At 73.9% G+C, this 16,891-nt stretch carries 14 protein-coding genes; 13 read left to right on the top strand and 1 reads right to left on the bottom strand.

The annotated features are described in order from the left end of the window. From ETD96_RS23690 to ETD96_RS23680, 3 genes are all read left to right on the top strand, one after another. Nucleotides 1-380: sensor histidine kinase (locus ETD96_RS23690; protein ID WP_171069196.1), on the top strand; the 380-nt coding region annotated here is incomplete at its 5' end. After that, nucleotides 361-1,077 (top strand): response regulator, encoded by a 717-nt coding sequence (locus ETD96_RS23685; RefSeq protein ID WP_138638675.1) that lies wholly within the window; start codon nt 361-363, stop codon nt 1,075-1,077. The genes ETD96_RS23690 and ETD96_RS23685, both read left to right, overlap by 20 nt. A gap of 129 nt (nt 1,078-1,206) precedes the next feature. Next, nucleotides 1,207-3,309: an MMPL family transporter gene (locus ETD96_RS23680; RefSeq protein ID WP_138638674.1), complete on the top strand. Its 2,103-nt coding sequence runs from the start codon at nt 1,207-1,209 to the stop codon at nt 3,307-3,309. Here ETD96_RS23680 and ETD96_RS23675 read toward each other — a convergent pair whose 3' ends face one another. After that, nucleotides 3,310-6,519, bottom strand: a complete 3,210-nt coding sequence (locus ETD96_RS23675) for an AfsR/SARP family transcriptional regulator (RefSeq protein WP_171069195.1) — start codon at nt 6,517-6,519, stop codon at nt 3,310-3,312. It abuts the gene before it with no gap. 95 nt (nt 6,520-6,614) lie between these two features. Here ETD96_RS23675 and ETD96_RS23670 point away from each other — a divergent pair, with 95 nt between their 5' ends. The 10 genes from ETD96_RS23670 to ETD96_RS23625 all read left to right on the top strand — a co-directional run bounded on the left by ETD96_RS23670 (nt 6,615) and on the right by ETD96_RS23625 (nt 16,843). Continuing rightward, the gene (locus tag ETD96_RS23670; RefSeq protein WP_138638673.1) at nt 6,615-7,634 is read left to right on the top strand and encodes an NADP-dependent oxidoreductase; all 1,020 of its coding nucleotides are present in this window, start codon (nt 6,615-6,617) and stop codon (nt 7,632-7,634) included. 19 nt (nt 7,635-7,653) lie between these two features. After that, the gene (locus tag ETD96_RS23665) at nt 7,654-8,097 is read left to right on the top strand and encodes an NAD(P)H oxidoreductase (RefSeq protein ID WP_138638672.1); all 444 of its coding nucleotides are present in this window, start codon (nt 7,654-7,656) and stop codon (nt 8,095-8,097) included. Between the two features lie 724 nt (nt 8,098-8,821). Next, entirely contained in the window at nt 8,822-9,883 is a 1,062-nt protein-coding gene (locus ETD96_RS23660; RefSeq protein WP_138638671.1) for an ABC transporter substrate-binding protein, read from the top strand. A 12-nt stretch (nt 9,884-9,895) separates the two neighbouring features. Continuing rightward, entirely contained in the window at nt 9,896-10,783 is an 888-nt protein-coding gene (locus ETD96_RS23655) for an ABC transporter permease (protein WP_138638670.1), read from the top strand. Further along, nucleotides 10,780-11,634: an ABC transporter permease gene (locus ETD96_RS23650; protein ID WP_138638669.1), complete on the top strand. Its 855-nt coding sequence runs from the start codon at nt 10,780-10,782 to the stop codon at nt 11,632-11,634. The genes ETD96_RS23655 and ETD96_RS23650 overlap by 4 nt, the downstream gene beginning before the upstream one ends. Then, on the top strand, nt 11,621-12,766 hold the full coding sequence (locus tag ETD96_RS23645; RefSeq protein ID WP_171069194.1) for an ABC transporter ATP-binding protein: 1,146 nt from the start codon (nt 11,621-11,623) through the stop codon (nt 12,764-12,766). The genes ETD96_RS23650 and ETD96_RS23645 overlap by 14 nt, the downstream gene beginning before the upstream one ends. Further along, nucleotides 12,763-13,533 (top strand): hotdog family protein, encoded by a 771-nt coding sequence (locus ETD96_RS23640; RefSeq protein ID WP_171069193.1) that lies wholly within the window; start codon nt 12,763-12,765, stop codon nt 13,531-13,533. The genes ETD96_RS23645 and ETD96_RS23640 overlap by 4 nt, the downstream gene beginning before the upstream one ends. Further along, nucleotides 13,530-15,125 (top strand): class I adenylate-forming enzyme family protein, encoded by a 1,596-nt coding sequence (locus ETD96_RS23635; RefSeq protein WP_138638666.1) that lies wholly within the window; start codon nt 13,530-13,532, stop codon nt 15,123-15,125. Before ETD96_RS23640 ends, ETD96_RS23635 begins: the two co-directional genes overlap by 4 nt. Further along, nucleotides 15,125-15,730 carry a TetR/AcrR family transcriptional regulator gene (locus tag ETD96_RS23630; protein WP_138638665.1) on the top strand — a complete coding sequence of 202 codons (606 nt, stop codon included), beginning with the start codon at nt 15,125-15,127 and terminating at the stop codon, nt 15,728-15,730. The genes ETD96_RS23635 and ETD96_RS23630 overlap by 1 nt, the downstream gene beginning before the upstream one ends. A gap of 369 nt (nt 15,731-16,099) precedes the next feature. Then, the gene (locus tag ETD96_RS23625) at nt 16,100-16,843 is read left to right on the top strand and encodes a DMT family transporter (RefSeq protein ID WP_138638664.1); all 744 of its coding nucleotides are present in this window, start codon (nt 16,100-16,102) and stop codon (nt 16,841-16,843) included. Nucleotides 16,844-16,891 lie beyond the last annotated feature (48 nt).

Genomic DNA, 16,891 nt, shown 5'->3' with positions numbered 1-16,891 from the left:
AGCCCGGCCTGCCCGCCGTCCCGGACCTGGTCGCGGCCGCCCGGCACGCGGGCGTCGAGGTGGCCCTCGTCACCGAGGGCGAGGCGCGGGAGCCCCGGTCGGAGGTGGGCGTCGCCGCGTACCGCATCGTCCAGGAGGCGCTGACGAACGTGCTGCGGCACGCCCGGGCGGAGCACGCCGCGGTGACCGTCCGGTGGGAGGAGGACCGGTTGTCGGTGGAGGTCCGCGACGACGGCCGGGGGCCCGCGCCGGCCGGCGGCGGGAGCGGGCACGGGCTCGTCGGGATGCGCGAGCGCGTCGCGGCGTGCGGAGGTACGCTCCGGATCGGACCCGAGAGCGGCCGGAGGGGATTCGTCGTCCATGCCACGTTCCCGATCTGAGGACGCGGGCGCCGGTCCCGGCGGAGCGCCGGCCGGTCCGCCCCTGCGCGTGCTGATCGCCGACGACCAGGACCTCTTCCGCGCCGGGTTCGGGATGATCCTGGACGCCCAGGACGACATCGAGGTCGTCGGCGAGGTCGGGGACGGGGCGGCGGCCGTGCGGGCGGCGCGCGAGCTGCGGCCCTGCGTCGTGCTGATGGACATCCGCATGCCGGAGCTGGACGGCGTCGAGGCGACCGCCCGGATCTGCGCTGAGACGCGGGCGAAGGTGCTCGTGCTGACGATGTTCGACCTCGACGAGTACGTCTACGACGCGCTGCGCGCGGGCGCGAGCGGCTTCCTGCTGAAGGACATCAGGCGCGACCAGCTGGTGGAGAGCGTGCGGATCGTCGCCGCCGGGGAGGCGCTGCTCGCGCCCACCGTGACCCGGCGGCTGATCGGCGCCCTGGTGGGCAACGGGCACGCCGTCCCGCGGCTCGCCGCCCGGCTCGGCGACCTCACCGGGCGGGAGACCGAGATACTCGCCATGATCGCGCGGGGGCTGTCCAACTCCGAGATCGGCGCGGAGCTGTACCTCAGCGCGAACACCGTCAAGACGCACGTCGGGAACCTGCTGTCCAAACTCGGGCTCCGCGACCGCGCCCAGGCCGTCGTGTTCGCCTACGAATCCGGCCTGGTCGTCGCGGGCGGCGGCTGACCCGCGGCGCGCCCGGCGCGCGGCCGGGTCACCCTGCGCGGCGAGAACGGATTCACCCCGGCCGGTGATCCGCGGGCGCCGGTCCGGCGGCGAGCATCGGGAGCGTCCCGCCGACCGAGGAGCGTTCTCGTGATCCGTCACGTCTCCGGAGCCGCCCGCCGGCACCCGGTGATCGTCATCGTCCTGTGGCTGGCCGTCACCGCGGTCGCCTTCACCGCCGGCAACGGCGTGTTCACCCGCCTCACCACGACCGTGGGCACGACCCCCGGCAGCCAGTCCGACCGGACGGCCGCCCGGCTCGACCGGGCCGGGCTGAACCCCCCGTCCCTCACCGCCGTCGTGTCCGGCCGGCCCGCCGGCGACCCCGGACTCCGCCGCTCCGTCCAGCGGGCGCTCGCCGAGATCCGAGGTCACCCGGAGGTGACCGGTGTCGAGGACCCGTTCGGCGAGCGGGCGGCGAAGGCCGTGAGCGGCCAGTCCGTGCTGATCGGCGTCGGCCTCGCGCCCGGCACCCCGAAACGGGTGGAGCACCGGATCAGCGCCCGGCTCAAGCGGATCGACGCGCCCCGCGTCGTCGTGGCGGGCGACGCGCTGACCGACGCCGAGTTCACCGAGCAGGCGCAGGCCGACACGCGCAAGGCGGAGATCATCGCCGCGCCGCTGCTGCTGGTCCTGCTGCTCCTGGTGTTCGGCGCGCTGCTCGCCGCCGCGCTGCCGCTGGTCATCGCGGTGATCGGGGTGTCCTGCACGTTCGGGGTCCTGCTGGTGATGAGCCTGGTGACGGACGTGTCGGTGTCCGCGATCCAGGTGACCACGATGCTCAGCATCGGCCTGGCCGTGGACTACTCGCTGCTGTTCGTCCAGCGCTACCGCGAGGAACGGGCGCCCGGCGGGGACGCCGGCGCCGCTCTCGAAGGCAGCTGCCTCAGCGCCGGCCGCACGATCGTGTTCTCCGGCCTGACCGTCTCGGTCTCGCTGCTCGGCATGCTCCTGTTCAAGGACCCGTTCCTGCGGTCGCTGGGCGTGGCGGGGGCGAGCGTCGTCCTCATCGACATGCTCGCCGCGGTGACGCTGCTTCCGGCGCTGCTCGCGCTGGTCGGGCACCGCGTCAAGCCGGCGAAGGCCAAGCCGCGCCACGGCCGCGTGCTGGCCGCGGTCGCCCGGACCGTCCAGCGCGCCCCCCTGCCGACCCTGCTGGCGGTCGGAGCGGCGTTCGCGGTCATGGCGGCTCCCGTGTTCGGGATGCGGCTGGTCACCGCGGACCCGCATTCGCTGCCGGCGTCCACCCAGACGCGGCAGCTGCAGGACGCGATCGCCGCCGACTTCCCCGCCGCCGCCAAGCCCGCCGCCATCACGGTCGTCACGTCCCTGCCGCCGGACGACCCGGCACTGGCCGCGCTCGGCGGGCGGATCGCCGAAGTGCCCGGCGTCGCGGCAGTGCGTCCAGGGCCGTCGCACGGCGGCCTCACCGTGGTGAACGCGATACCGGAGCAGGCGACCAACAGCGCCCGGACCCGCCATGCCGTGGAGGCGATCCGGGCCATGGACGACCCGCGGATCCAGGGCGTCACCGGGGACGCGGCCCGCCTCGCCGACTACCGGGACGCGCTGGCGGAGCGCGCGCCGATCGCCGCGGGCGCGGTGATGCTGGTGACGTTCCTGCTGCTGTTCGCCTTCACCGGTTCGGTGCTGCTGCCGTTCAAGGCCGTCCTGACGAACGTGCTCAGCGTCGGCGCCGCGCTCGGCATCGTCGTCTGGGTCTTCCAGGACGGCCATTTCGTCTCGGCCTTCGGCCTGCCGCAACTGGCCGGCATCGACCTCACCGTCCCGGTGATCACGGCGGCGATCGCGTTCGGCCTCTCCACCGACTACGAGGTGTTCCTGCTGTCGCGGGCGCGCGAGGCCTGGCTCGACGGCGGCGACCCCCGCCGGGCGGTGGCCGCCGGCCTGCGGCGCAGCGGCCGGGTCATCCTGGCCGCCGCCCTGCTGATCGGGGTGGCCTTCGCCGGGTTCCTGCCCGCCGGGTTCGCCCCGGTGAAGGAGATCGGGCTCGGCCTGCTGCTGGCCATCGCGCTGGACGCCCTCGCCATGCGGATGCTGCTGGTCCCGGCGGCGATGACCCTGCTGGGCAGGGCGGCCTGGTGGGCTCCGGGCCCGCTGCGCCGGCTGCACCGCCGCGTGGAGATCACCGAGGCGCCGGCCGCCCCCGGCCTCGCGTCGCAGCGGACCTGATCAGGCGGACACGGCGTCCTGACCGGCCGGGGACGCGGCGCCGGGGTCGGCTTCGCCGCGGGCGTACTCGGCGGCGAAGGCGTCGCGGCCGAGGAGCGCCCGGACGCGGGCGGCGACACGGTCGACGTCGCCGCGTTCGGCGGTCGGCAGCGGCGCGCCGGCCGAGGCGCGCAGGGCGGCGGCCGCGCCCAGCAGCCGGGCCGCCGGACGGGCGTCGCCCGCGAGCGACCGGGCCCCGGCGAGTCCTTCGAGGGCGAGCGCGACGGCGCGCGGGTCGGCGATCCGGCGGGCGGCGGCGAGCCCGTCAAGGTGCCGGGCGAGCGCCTCGTCCGCGTCCCCGCGCTGCTCGGCGGCGAAGCCGAGTTCGGCGAGGACGAGCGCGAGCCCCGGCTCCCCGTCGACCGTCCGGATCCAGTCGAGCCACGGCAGCAGCCGCGCCTCGGCCGCGTCGAGGTCGCCGCGCCGCCGGGCGGACAGGGCGAGGCCCACCGCCGCGAAGTGCTCGGCGACCTTGTTCGACTGGTCGGCGGCCAGCTTCAGCGCGCGGTGGTGCCGGTCGTCGGCCGCGGCGTGGTCGCCGGTGAGAAGGGAGATCCGGCCGAGGCCGGACAGCCGGAACGACGCCTCCGCCCAGAGGCCGAGCTCCTCGGCCATCCGCAGGCCCTCCTCGTGCAGCCCGGCGGCCCGGTCGTAGTCTCCGGCGATCTCGGCCAGCTCCGCGAGCGTGTTGGTCGCCTTCAGCCGCCCCCAGCGGTCCCCGAGGCCGCGGAAGATCGCCTCGCTCTCCTCGGCGTCGCGCCTCGCCGCGTCGAGCCGGGCGCGCGCCCGGTGCACGGTCGCCCGGACGCTCAGCGCCGCGGCCGTCCCCCAGGGCTCGCCGAGCTCGCGGAACTCCGCCAGCGCCCGGTGGACCAGGTCACCGGTCACTTCGAGGTCGCCGAAGCCGCGGTGGGCGAAGGCGAGGAACCAGCGCGCCCAGGCCCGCGCGCCCGGATCGGCGATTCCCTCGTGCGACGCCGGCGCCTCGGCGGCCGCCCCGGTGTCGGTGAGCAGCACGAAACCGGCCCGCCAGACCGCCGCCTTCGCGCGCGCCTCCGGCGGCCCGCCCTCGGTGCCCAGCGCCAGATCGAGCGACCGCAGCGCCTCGGTCAGCCGTCCGCGCAGGTACCAGTGCCAGGCCAGCGCGTCGACCAGGCGCAGCGCGTCCGCCGCGAGACCGAGGCGCGCGGCGTCCTCCAGGGCGGCGCGCTGGTTGGCCGCCTCGGCGTCCAGAATCTCCAGCCACCTCCGCTGGTCGTGCCCGTAGAGGTGCGGCTCGGCGCGCGCGGCGAGCGCGACGTGGTGCCGGACGAACCGGGCACGGATCTCCGCGGACTCGCCCGCCTCGTCCAGCCGCTCCGCGCAGTACGCCTTGACCGACTCCAGCAGCCGGTAGCGGGGGCCGCCGCCGGGCCCGTCCGCCCGCACGACGAGCGACCGGTCGACGAGCCGCGCCAGGACGCCGAGGACGTCGAGCCCGTCCTCGGCGCACACCTCCTCGGCGGCCCTCAGCGTGCAGCCGTCCGCGTGCACCGCGAGCCGCCGCAGGACGGCGCGCTCGTCCCCGGCCAGCGGCTCCCACGACCAGTCGATCATCGCGCGGAGCGTCCGCTGGCGGGCGGGAGCGTCCCGGTTCCCCGCGGTCAGCAGGCGGAACCGGTCGTCGAGCCGGTCCGCGAGCCCGGCCACGCCGAGCGCCCGGACGCGGGTGGCGGCCAGCTCCACGGCGAGCGGGATCCCGTCGAGCCGGCGGCAGACGGCGGCGATCGTCGCCGTGTCGCCCGGCCCCGGCGCGAACCCGGGCACGGCGGCGGCCGCCCGCGCGGTGAACAGCCGGACGGCGTCGGCCTCGCCGAGCGGCGGCACCGGCCACAGCCGCTCGCCCGACAGCGCCAGCGACTCCCGGCTCGTGGCGAGCACGCACACCCCGGGTGCGGCCCGCAGCAGGGCCGCGACCTGCACGGCCACCTGGTCGACCACGTGCTCGCAGTTGTCGAGGACGAGCAGGAGCCGCCGCGCGGCGAGCGCGCCCGCGAGCAGCTCCACGGGCGTCCGGCGGGCGGTCGCGGCGGCGGGGGCGTCGTCGTCCCGGACGCCGAGCACCATCGCGATCGCGTCGGCCGGGGTCGCGCCGGAGGCCCGGTCGAGCCCGGACAGCTCCACCAGCCACACGCCGTCCGGGAACCGCCCGTCCGCGTCCGCGCCGGTCAGGGTCCGCGCGGTCGCCAGGGCGAGGCGCGTCTTGCCGACGCCGCCCGGGCCGGTCAGGGTGACGAGGCGCGATCCGTCCAGGAACGCGCGGACCTCCGCCACCGCGGCGTCGCGTCCGACGAGGTCGCTCAGCGGCGCGGGGAGGTTGGTGGGGACCTCCCGCGGGGGCGCAGCGGCGGCGCGCACGGCCGTCCGCGGCGCGTCCAGGAGCGGGTCCTGCGTGAGGATCGCCCGGTGCAGCGCGGCCAGTTCGGGGCTCGGGTCGACGCCGAGCTCCTCCGCCAGCCGGTGCCGCAGATCCTCGAACCCGGCCAGCGCCTCGCTCTGCCGCCCCGCCCGGTAGAGGGCGCGCAGGTGCGCGGCCCGCAGCCGCTCGCGCAGCGGATGCCGCTCCACCGCCTCGCTCAGCTCGCCCGCCAGCGCGGCGTGCTCGCCCAGCTCCAGCCGCACCTCCGCGTACTCCTCCTGGACGGCGAGCCGTTCGTCCTCCAGGCGCGCGGCGTCCGGACGGGCGAACTCCTCGTCGGCGAAGTCGGCGTACGCCGGTCCCCTCCACAGCGCCAGCGCGTCGGCCAGCGAGGCGGCGCGGGCGCGCGGGTCTTCGGTGGCGCGGGCCCGTCCGGCGAGTGCGCGGAACCGGTCGCCGTCCACCGCCTCCGGCGCGGCGCGCAGCAGGTAGCCGGGCGCCTGCGACACCAGCAGCCCGCGCCCGCCCGGCTCCGCGGCGTCCAGCGCGCGGCGCAGCTGCGACACGCGCGTCTGGAGGGTGCCGACGGGGTTGCGCGGCAGCCGGGCCGTCCCGCCGCCCCACAGGTCGTCGACCAGCTGATCGACGGAGACGGGGCGGCCCCGATGGACCAGCAGATCCGCCAGCAGAGCCCGGGTCTTCAGCTCCGGGACGCGCACCGCCGCCCCCTCGTCCGTCCACACGGCGAGTGGACCGAGCACCCCGAAACGCATGACCCGAAGGCTACCGACAGCCGACCCGCAGAAGATCCAAAGCGCCGTTCAGGAGAGTGGGGCCATCGACCGACACACCCCCGACGGGAGTTCCGATGACTTCGCACAGCACCCTCACCGGCCGTGAGATCCGCCTCGCCGCCCGCCCGGTCGGCGAGCCGGCCCCGACCGACTTCGCGCTCGCCGAGGCCGCCGTGCCGGAGCCGGGCGACGGGCAGATCCTCGTCCGCAACACATGGATGTCGGTGGACCCGTACATGCGGGGGCGGATGGACGACGTGCCCTCCCCCGTCCTCCCGCCGTTCGAGCTCGGCGCCCCGCTGGAGGGCGCGGCGGTCGGCGAGGTGATCGCCTCCCGGTCGGCGGACGTCCCGGTCGGCGCGACCGTCTCGCACTTCCTCGGATGGCGGGAGTACGCGGTGCTGGACGCGGCCGCCGCGACCGTCGTCGACACCGGGCTCGCGCCCGTCCAGGCGTACCTGGGCCCGCTCGGCACGACCGGCCTGACCGCGTACGCCGCGCTCACCGACGTGGCGCCCGTCCGCGAGGGCGACGTCGTCTTCGTCTCGGCCGCGGCGGGCGCGGTCGGCAGCGTCGCCGGGCAGCTCGCCCGCACCCTGGGCGCCGCGAAGGTGATCGGCTCGGCGGGCGGCCCGGACAAGACCACGAGGCTGCTCGCCGACTTCGGGTTCGACGCCGCCCTCGACCACCGCGCCGGTCCCATCGCCGCCCAGCTCGCGGACGCCGCCCCCGGCGGCATCGACGTCTACCTCGACGCCGTCGGCGGCGACCACCTCGAAGCCGCGATCGGCGCCCTGAACGTCGGCGGCCGCGCCGCGCTGGTGGGCGCCATCAGCGGCTACAACGCCACCGCGCCCGTCCCCGGCCCGGCCAACCTCGCGCAGGTCGTCTACAAGCAGCTCACCCTGCGCGGCATGCAGGTCGGCGCGTACCTGCACCTGTTCCCCGAGTACATCGCCAAGGCCGCGGGCTGGCTCGCCGACGGCACCCTGCGCACCGAGGAGACCGTCTTCGACGGCCTCGACCGGGCCCCGGCCGCACTCCTCGGCAACCTGCGCGGCGCCAACACCGGCAAGACGCTCGTCCGCCTCTGATCCCCGGAAGGACAGTCCCATGGCCACCGCACTGCTCGTCGTCGCCCACCACCGCGCCGACTCCCTCACCGCCCACATCGCCGACCGGGCGCGCGTCCGGCTGGAGAAGGACGGGCGCACCGTCGACGTCCTCGACCTGCACGCCGAGGGCTTCGACCCGCGCATGACCGTCGCGGACGAACCGGACTGGGGCGACCGCGACAAGACCTACTCCGCGGAGGTCCGCGCCCACATGCGGCGGATCGACGCGGCGGACCTCATCGTCGTGGTCTTCCCCGTCTGGTGGTACGGGCTCCCGGCCGTCCTCAAGGGCTGGATCGACCGGGTGTGGAACTACGGCTTCGCCTACGGCCGGCCCCCCGCGCGCCTCGGCGGGAAGCGGATGCTGTGGCTGGCACTGGCCGGGCAGTCCCGCGAGGAGTACGCCGGCCACGGCCTCGGCGACGCCTCGCCCACCAGCTGACGGTCGGCATCTCGAACTACTGCGGCATCACGGACGCCGCAGTCCGGTTCGTCCACGACACGGTCTCCCCCGCCGCCCTGGCCCCGGCGACCGCCGACGACGCCCTCGAAGAGTTCCTCACACCCTCCTGAACCGGGGCCCCGTCCGGCGCCGGCCGAGCCGCAGGGGCTGCGGCCACTGCTCAGTCGCCGCACCACGGTCGCAGCCGGAGCCGGACACGGCCCCCACCGCCGAGCCGGTTCCGGCGCAAGGCCATCAACCCGGACAAGGCTTCCCTGGCGGCGCGGACGACGCCGGAGCGACCCAGGAGCCCCGGTCAGCTCATTAATGAGGGCAGCGTCAACGTCAAGTTTTCACCCGATCAGGCGTCGATCTCGTAGCGCACACATGTGCCGTAGGCAACAAACTCAGGCTCAAAACAGGCGAACGTCGCCTGATGCGGCACTAGTTCTCGGCAAGTGCAGCGTCACCCGGCCCGCGCGACGCTCGGGTGGTCGCGCAGCGCCCAACGGCCCGTCGTGACGATCGCTCACCTCAGCCGCGGGTGTCGTCCTGACCGCGTGATCGTTCCCGGGCGGGCCGGTGCGGCGGGTCCTCCGTGCTCCTCGGGGCTGCGCGGCCTGACGGGCGGCTGACTGCGGGGTGTTCGCGAAGTTGATTCCAGAGGGGCTCTAGACATGAAATCGAACGATCGATATGTTCACCTCTCATTGGAGGTGATGACATGGGTCACATGGTACGTGTGTTCTGTGCCGCCGCTGTCGTCATGGCCGCTTCAGCGTGCGCCGGCGGGGCGTCCTCGGGGGCGGGCGACTCGAAGCGGGTCGTGATCGCGAACTTCGGCGGGGCGGTCGAGAAAGTCACCGAGACGTCGTTCTGGAAGCCCTTCACGGCCGACGGCGGCCTCGCCGTGCGATCCGATCCGGCCGGTGGCGGGTTCGCCGCCAAGCTGCAGGCCCAGGCGCAGAGCGGCCGGATGAGCTGGGACGTCATCGAGGCGCTCGAAGGTTCCAGTGCGGTGCTGCTGTACCGGAAGGGTCTGCTGGAGAAGCTTCCCGCAGACCTCACCGCGCAGCTGACGAAGGTCTCCGTGCCGGGCTCGGTGCAGCCCTACGGGGTGTCGATGGGCGACACCGGCGTCGTCATCACCTGCAATATGAAAGTCGTCAAGAAATGCCCTGCCAATCCGGCTGAATTCTGGGACGTCAAGAATTTCCCGGGCCGCCGCGCGATGATCGACAACCCGTACGAGTCCATGGCGTCCGCCCTTATCGCCGACGGTGTTCCGGCCGGCAAGGTGTTCCCCATCGACGTCGATCGGGCGCTCCGCAAGCTCGGTCAGATCAAGTCCGCGGTCAACGTCTGGACCACGAGCGGCGACCAGCAGATGCAGCTGATGCGCAGCGGCGAGGTCGGCATCGCGTTCATGTGGAGCGGGCGGGTCAAGTCGCTGGCCGACGAGGGCGTCAAGCTGAAGACGAGCTGGGACGGCTCACTGGTGAATCCGTCCTACACGGTGGTGGTCAAGAACGGGCCCAACACCGACGGCGGGATGAAGTACCTGAAGTGGTACGCGACCCACCCGGACGCGCAGGCGAACCTCGTCAACGCGCTCGGCTACGGCACCTCCAATCGCGCCGTGGGAACCCTGGTGAAGCCGGGGATACGCGCGTGGATGCCGTCCGATCCCGCCAATGCCAAGAACCAGGTGCGCATCGATTCCGCATGGTGGGCGGACAACCAGCGCACGGTCGCGCCTCGCTGGCGCGACTTCATCGCAGGCTGACAAGGAGGTGACATGACGGCCTCGATCTCGCTGCCGCGCCCGTTCCGGCAGGCCCGGTCTTCCGATTGGAACGCCGGCCTGCTCCTCGGGCTGCCGGCCTACCTGACCGTGCTGGCGGTCGTCGCCTACCCGATGGGCCGGCTGGCCTGGGATGTCGTGAGCACCGCCGGACCGGGCGGGATACTCGATCCGCTGCGCAGCGCGGCTGAGCGCGCGGCGCTGCTGCGGACGCTGCGCGTCAGCGGCCTGGTCGCGGTGGCGAGCGTCGCGCTCGGGTTGTTCGTCGCCTACGCCCTCGCCTGGTCCCGCAGCCGCGTGGTGCGGGTCTCGCTGTGGGCTTCGGTGCTCGCGCCGTTCTGGATGAGCGTCGTGGTCAAGAACTATGCGTTCGTCCTGTTGCTGCAACAGCAGGGACCGGTCACCAAGGCGCTGCGGTCGGCGGGACTGCTGAGCGCTCACGGCGACCTCCTCTACACCGAGGGCGCCGTCCTGGTCGGGATGCTGTACGCGATGCTTCCGTACGCCGTGCTCGTGCTCTACCCGAGCGTCCGCAACGTGCGGGCCGAGCAACTGCAGGCGGCGGAGACGCTGGGGGCGGGGCGGTTGCGCGCCCTGCGCGACGTCATGCTGCCCGCGACGGCGCCATCGCTCCTGTCGGCGGGGACGCTGGTGTTCGTCATCTCGATCGGGTTCTACGTGACGCCCATCGTGCTCGGCGGGGTGGGGTCGCCGTTCGTCGCGGCGCGGGTCCACGAGCAGATCTTCGAATACTTCGACCTCGTCGGCGCCAAGTCGTACGCGCTGCTGCTGATGCTGACGGCCCTGGCGGTGTTCGGGCTCAGCAGGTTCGCGGCCCGGTTCCTGCCGCAGAGCCGGGTGCGCGGGGAGGCCCGCCGATGAGCACCGCAGTCGGCCGCCGGGCCGCTTCCTGGACGGGCCGCGCCCTGTACGGGGCGGTGGTCCTCGGCATCGTGGCGTTCATGCTGCTGCCCACGCTGGTCGTGGTCGGCACCTCGTTCTCCGCGTCCTCGTACATCGAATGGCCGCCGTCGTCCTTCGGGCTGCGGCAGTACGACACGCTGCTGCACTCGGCCGATCTGGCCGCCGCGACCTGGCGTTCGCTGCTCGTCGCCGCGGGGACGGCGGTCGTCACGCTGCTCGTGGCGGCCCCGCTGGTCCTCGGCCTGAGCCGGGCGCGGGTGCCGGGCGGGAAGGGGCTGCGCGTCGCCGTCGTCCTGCCGATGGTGACGCCCGGCGTCGCCTACGCCGTGGCGCTGTACGGGATGTTCGCAGGCTTCGCGCTCGTCGACACCGTCCCGGCGGTGCTGCTGGCCCATGTCGCGGTCAGCCTGCCGGTGGTGCTGCTCGCGCTCGAACCCGCGATGGACGCGGTGCCGCGCGAGTACGAGCTGGCCGCGATGTCGCTGGGTGCGTCCCGGGCCCGAGCCTGGGCCGGGGTGACGCTGCGGCTGATCGCGCCGGGGCTGGTGGCCGCCGGGGTGCTGGCCTTCGTCACCAGCTTCGACGAGGCGACCTTGGCGAGCTTCCTGACCGGACCTCGGACCGCGACGCTGCCCAAGGTCATCCTCGACTCGGTCAGCACCGGTGTCGATCCCGCGATCACCGCGGTGTCGGCGCTGCTCATCGCCGCGACCGGGCTGCTGATGTCGTTCGCGGGGACGGTCGGCCGGCTCCGGCAGGCGCTCCGGAACCGGAATGAGAGAAGGGCGAAGACCGATGACCAGTCCTGACGTCATCACCGGCAGGCGGGCCGGGACGGCGGCGGACGAGCCGCCGCGGCTGCGGCTCGCCGGCGTCACCAAGCGGTACGGGGCCGTCGTCGCCGCCGACGGCCTGACGCTGGAGCTCGCGCCCGGCGAGTTCCTCTCCCTGCTCGGGGAGAGCGGCTCGGGCAAGAGCACCGTGCTCAGGCTGGTCGCCGGGTTCGAGACGCCGGACGAGGGCACCGTCCACATCGGGGACCGCGACGTCACCGGGCTGCCGCCCGCTCGCCGCGACCTCGGCATGGTGTTCCAGCAGTACGCGCTGTTCCCGTACCAGACCGTCGCCCGCAACGTCGAGTACGGCCTGCGGCGCCGCAAGTGGGGCCGCGACGATCGGCGGCGGCGGGTCGCCGAGCTGCTCGACCTGGTCCGGATGAGCCCTTACGCGCGGCGCTACCCGGCCCAGTTGTCCGGCGGGCAGCAGCAACGCGTCGCACTCGCCCGCGCGCTCGCCGCCGCTCCGGGGCTGCTGCTGATGGACGAACCGCTGTCCGCGCTCGACCGGGCGCTGCGCCTCGACCTGCAGGACGAGATCCGGGCCGTGCACCGCTCAACGGGCGCCGGCATGGTGTACGTGACCCACGACCGGGACGAGGCGCTGTCGCTGTCCGACCGCATCGTGGTGCTGCGGCACGGCCGCATCGACGCGATGGGCACCCCGGCCTCGCTCTTCCGGCGGCCCCGTACCGCATACGTCGCCAGGCTGATCTCCGACGCCAACATCCTGCCGTGCGAGCGGGAACCCGGCGCGGCGCCCTCGAGCGGGCGGATCCGGGTTCGGCTGTGGGACCGGGTCGCCGAGGTCTCCACCGGGGGTGAGCCGCCCGCGGACGCGGATCTCGCCGTGGCCGTGCCCCGCACGGCGATCAGCCTGACGCCGTCCGCCGGCGGCGGTCCGGGCGGAGGCGACGCGGTCGAACTGCCCGCGCGAATCGAGGACAAGGTGTACCTCGGCGACACCGTCCGGCTCCTCCTGCGCCTGGACGACACGACGACGATCACCGCGCACCTGCCGGAGGCGGCCGGATCGGGGTCGCCGACGGGCGAGCGGGTCACCGTGCGCATCGCGCTCGGCGCGTGCTCGGCGGTGACGCGTTGACCGAGGAGCTGGATCCCGTGTACTTCACCACCGGTGAACGGGACTTCCTGATCCCCGCGGTCTGGGAGGGCACCGGCGACGAGCTGCACACGAACCGCCTCGTCGCGGCGGCCTCCGACTTCGGCGGGCGCATCATGTCCGGGATCGCGACGATGACCCTCGCCGTCGCCCGGCTCGACGGAGCCCGCCTCGGCGCGCCGCCGGCCTGCCTCGAGTGGGACTTCGCGGGACCGGTCAGGGAGGGCGAGAAGGTCCGGGTGGACGCCTCCCGCGAGGGCGGCGACCTGACCGTCGCGACGTCCGTCGACGGTGCGACCACCGGCACCGGCGTCCTGCGCGCCGCTCCCGCGGAGGCTCCGGCGCCCGCCGGCGGGCCGGACGGCGCCCGGAGCCGTGGCTGGACGATCACGGCGGCCGACCTCGAACTCTTCGCCGACTGGATCGGCGCCGGAGGAGAGGACGGGAGGGACGGCGGGAGCGGTCCAGTGCCGTGGCCGCTGCTGATCCTCGTGGCTTCCGGACTGATGGGGCGCGACCGGCTGTTCGGCGACGCCCCCTCCGGCCAGGTGCTCAACCGCTGGATGCGCTGGCGGTTCGCGAGCATGCCGGTGACCGGCGAGACCGTCCACTGCGTGCTGCGCTCGCGCACGTCCCGCAGGAGCAAGACGAGACCGGGCGACCTGGTCTCCCGCATCGTCCTGGACACCCGCTCGGCCGACGACGGCCGGGCCCTCACCGAGATCGATTGGGTGGTGCTGTCCCGATGACCGCAGAGGAAACCCTCCCCGGGCGCGTCCCGGCCGCGCCGGAGCTGCCCCCGGCCGCGGAGTCCGGGTTCGCGGCCCTGCTCGCCTGGGCCGCGCGGACCCGTCCCGACGCCCCCGCCCTGGAGGTCGAGGGCGACGAGACGCTGACCCGTGCCGAGCTCGCGGCCCGGGTCGGCGCCCTGGCGGGCGCGCTCGCGGACGCCGGCGTCACGGAGGGCGCGGTCGTCGGCATGGCGCTGGACAACCGCGCCCGGTCCTACGTCCTCATCCTCGCGGCGGCGGCACTGGGAGCGACCATCCTGCCCCTGAACCCCGGGTTCCAGCCCGCCGAGTTCGAGGCGCTCGCGGAGCTCGCCCGCCCGACCCACCTCGTCGCGCTCCCCCGTTTCGCCGACGCCCACGCGGCGCTGCTGGCCGAACGCGGCGTCCGGGTCGTCGACATCGAGGGCACCGCGGCGGCCCCGGCCGACACGCTGCCTGCGGCCGAGAGCGCACCGATGCGCGAGCACCCCGTCTGGTACGGGCTGACGTCGGGATCGACGGGCCTACCGAAGATCATCAGCAAGACGCAGGGCAAGTGGCTGGACGCCGCGTCGGTACTGCGCTCGGTCCTGGCGCTCGACCCCCACGACCGGCTGCTCAGCGCGCAGCCCTGCTACTACGGCGACCCGCTGATGCTGTTCTTGGCCTGCCTGCAGAGCGGTGCCTGCTTCGTCCTGCTGTCCAGGTTCCGGTCGCAGACGTTCATGCGCAATGTCGCGGACCGCGCGGTCACCAAGTTCTGGACGATCGGCTCGATGCCGGCGATGCTCCTCAACGCCCCGCCCGGGCCGTTCGACCGTGAGCACCGCGCGGTCGCCGCGTGGAGCATCGGGATACCGCGCGCCCTGCACCGCCCGCTGGAGGAGCGGTTCGGGCTGCGCTGGCTGGAGGTGTACGGGTCGGCGGAGGCGAACGCCGTCCTCGCGCAGACGCTGGATTCCCCGTCCACCCCGGGCGAGGGGTGGCTCGGCGGTATCGTTCCCGGCCAGGAGATCCGGATGGTGGACGAGCACGGTGCTGAACTACACGGCGACGGCACCGGCCAGCTCCTCGTCCGCGGTCGCCTGGTCGTCGACGGATACCTGCGCAACCCCGAGGCCACCGCCGCCGCCTTCACCGGCGACGGATGGTACCGGTCCGGCGACATCATGGAACGGCGCGGCGGACGGCTCCGCTTCGTCCGCCGCGAGAAGGAGATCGTCCGGAGGGCGGGCGAGAACATCTCGACCGAGGAGGTGGAGCGGGCGCTGCGCACGCATCCGCTCGTCCAGGACGCGGCGGTCCTGCCGTACCCCGATCCGGTCCGGGGCGAAGAGGTCTGGGCCGTGGTCGAGCCCGTCCCCGGCGCGCGCCCGGAGGCGGGCGCGCTCGCCGAACACGCGGGCCGCCATCTCGCCCGGCACAAGGTGCCGCGTTTCGTCAGCCTCATCGACGCACTGCCCCGCACCCCGTCGGAGCGCGTCGCCAAGCGCCTCCTCCGCGACCGCGACGACCTGGAGACCACCGATCTCCGTCCCGGCGACGCACGCATCAGGAAGGACACCCCCTAGTGCCCCGAAACCAGCGCAGGGACTCCGAGCCCGGCACCCGAGAACGCATCCTGCGGTCGGCGGGCGCGCTGTTCACCGAGAAGGGCTACGCCGCGGTCGGCATCCGCGAGATCGCGACCGGGGCCGACATGACGATCGGCGCGCTGTACCACTACTACTCCAACAAGGAGGCGCTGCTCATCGCGGTCACCGAGGCCGCGCTCCAGCGCGCGGTGGCGGTCGCCAAGGAGGCCGCGGACCTCGACGCCGACCCGGCCGCCAGGCTGGCCAACCTCGTCCGGGCGCACGTCCGCGAGCAGGGGGCGGACGCCGAACTGTGGAACACCAGCGCCCGCGAGATGCCGAGAACGGACGCCAACGGAAACTGGACGCCCGTCCGCGAGCTGCGCGCCGCGTTCGAGCGCATCTGGAACGAGGTGCTGCAGGCCGGCGTGGAGGCAGGCCAGTTCGAGCTGCGCGACCTCTCGGTCACCCGCCTCTCGCTCCTCGCGATGTGCAACGGCATCAGCGACTGGTACCAGCCCGCCGGCCGGTTGTCGCTGGACGAACTGGCCGACCTGATGGCCGAGATGGCACTGGACCTCGTCCAGAGCCGGCGCGGCTAGGCGGGTGCCAGGTCCGGTTTCCCAACATCTGACTGACCGTTGAGGGAGCACTGGAGGGCGTTGGGGGACGTAGCTTCCGTGAGTTCTCCGATGTTCACAACGGACTCCGTTCCGGGCGATCAGCGCGTGCGGCCGGCGCAGCGGATCCGGGTCGGCAGGCAGGGTGGGAGCCTAAAGGCCGCTCTGCGGAGCCCGAGCGACATCGTGGAAGATCACAGCCACGACGCAGCACGCCCGAGGTGGGACGCGGCGAGCGGGGTGTGGGCTGTTTCGCCCGGATGACCATCGCGGCCGCGGAGCCGTGCCGGTGCGGCACCGCCCGGCTCGAATACCGTGCGGCCCTCGTGGCATCGATCGCAGCGGTTTTCGATGAATCTGCCGGCGATCGCGGCCGCCCTGGCCGCAGCGGTCTTCTTCGCGCTCGCAGCGACGCTCCAGCATCACGCCGCGTATCACGAGGTCGTCCACCGGTTGCTGGACGTGCGGTTGCTGTGGCGGCTGCTGCATCACCGGCTCTGGGTCGGCGGCCAGTTCATCGACTTGATCGGGCTGGGCCTGCACATCACGGCCCTGCACATCGGCACCCTTGTCCTGGTCCAGCCCGTCATGATCAGCGGGCTCCTGCTGTCAGTGCCGATGGAGGCGGCGCTCGACCGCCGACGTCCCCGCAGGCGCGACCTGACCGGCGTCGCGCTCGCGACCGCGGGGCTGGCCGCCTTCCTCGTAGCCGCCGACCCGAGCGCCGGCACCAGCCGCCCGACCGGCACCGCATGGTTCGTCAGCGGCGGCGTGGTCGGGCTGGCCGTGGCAGGCTTGCTCGTCCTGTCTCACCGCACACGAAGGGGACCACTCTCAGGGGCCTGCGTGGGGTTGGCCACCGGGGCCCTGTACGGCTTCAGTGCGGCACTGCTCAAGACCTGTGCGGACCTGTTGACCACCCACCCCCTGAGCCTCCCGCTGCATTGGCAGATGTACGCGCTGCTCGGCACCAGCGCCATCGGGATGCAACTCAACCAGAGCGCGTTCCAGCACAGTGGACCGCCCCGGCGATGTTGGAGGCTCAGATTGTTGGTTCTCAGCCGGTCTAGGTCGCTGTGCCACGTGACCGGTTGAACGCTTCCTCGTACTCGCGCGGGGGAATGTTCCCGCAGTAAGAATGTA

This window comes from Actinomadura geliboluensis, from assembly GCF_005889745.1.
Classification (GTDB): Bacteria; Actinomycetota; Actinomycetes; order Streptosporangiales; family Streptosporangiaceae; genus Spirillospora; species Spirillospora geliboluensis.
The sequence above is the reverse complement of the archived record's forward strand: the minus strand, read 5'-3'. Positions and strand labels throughout refer to the sequence as shown.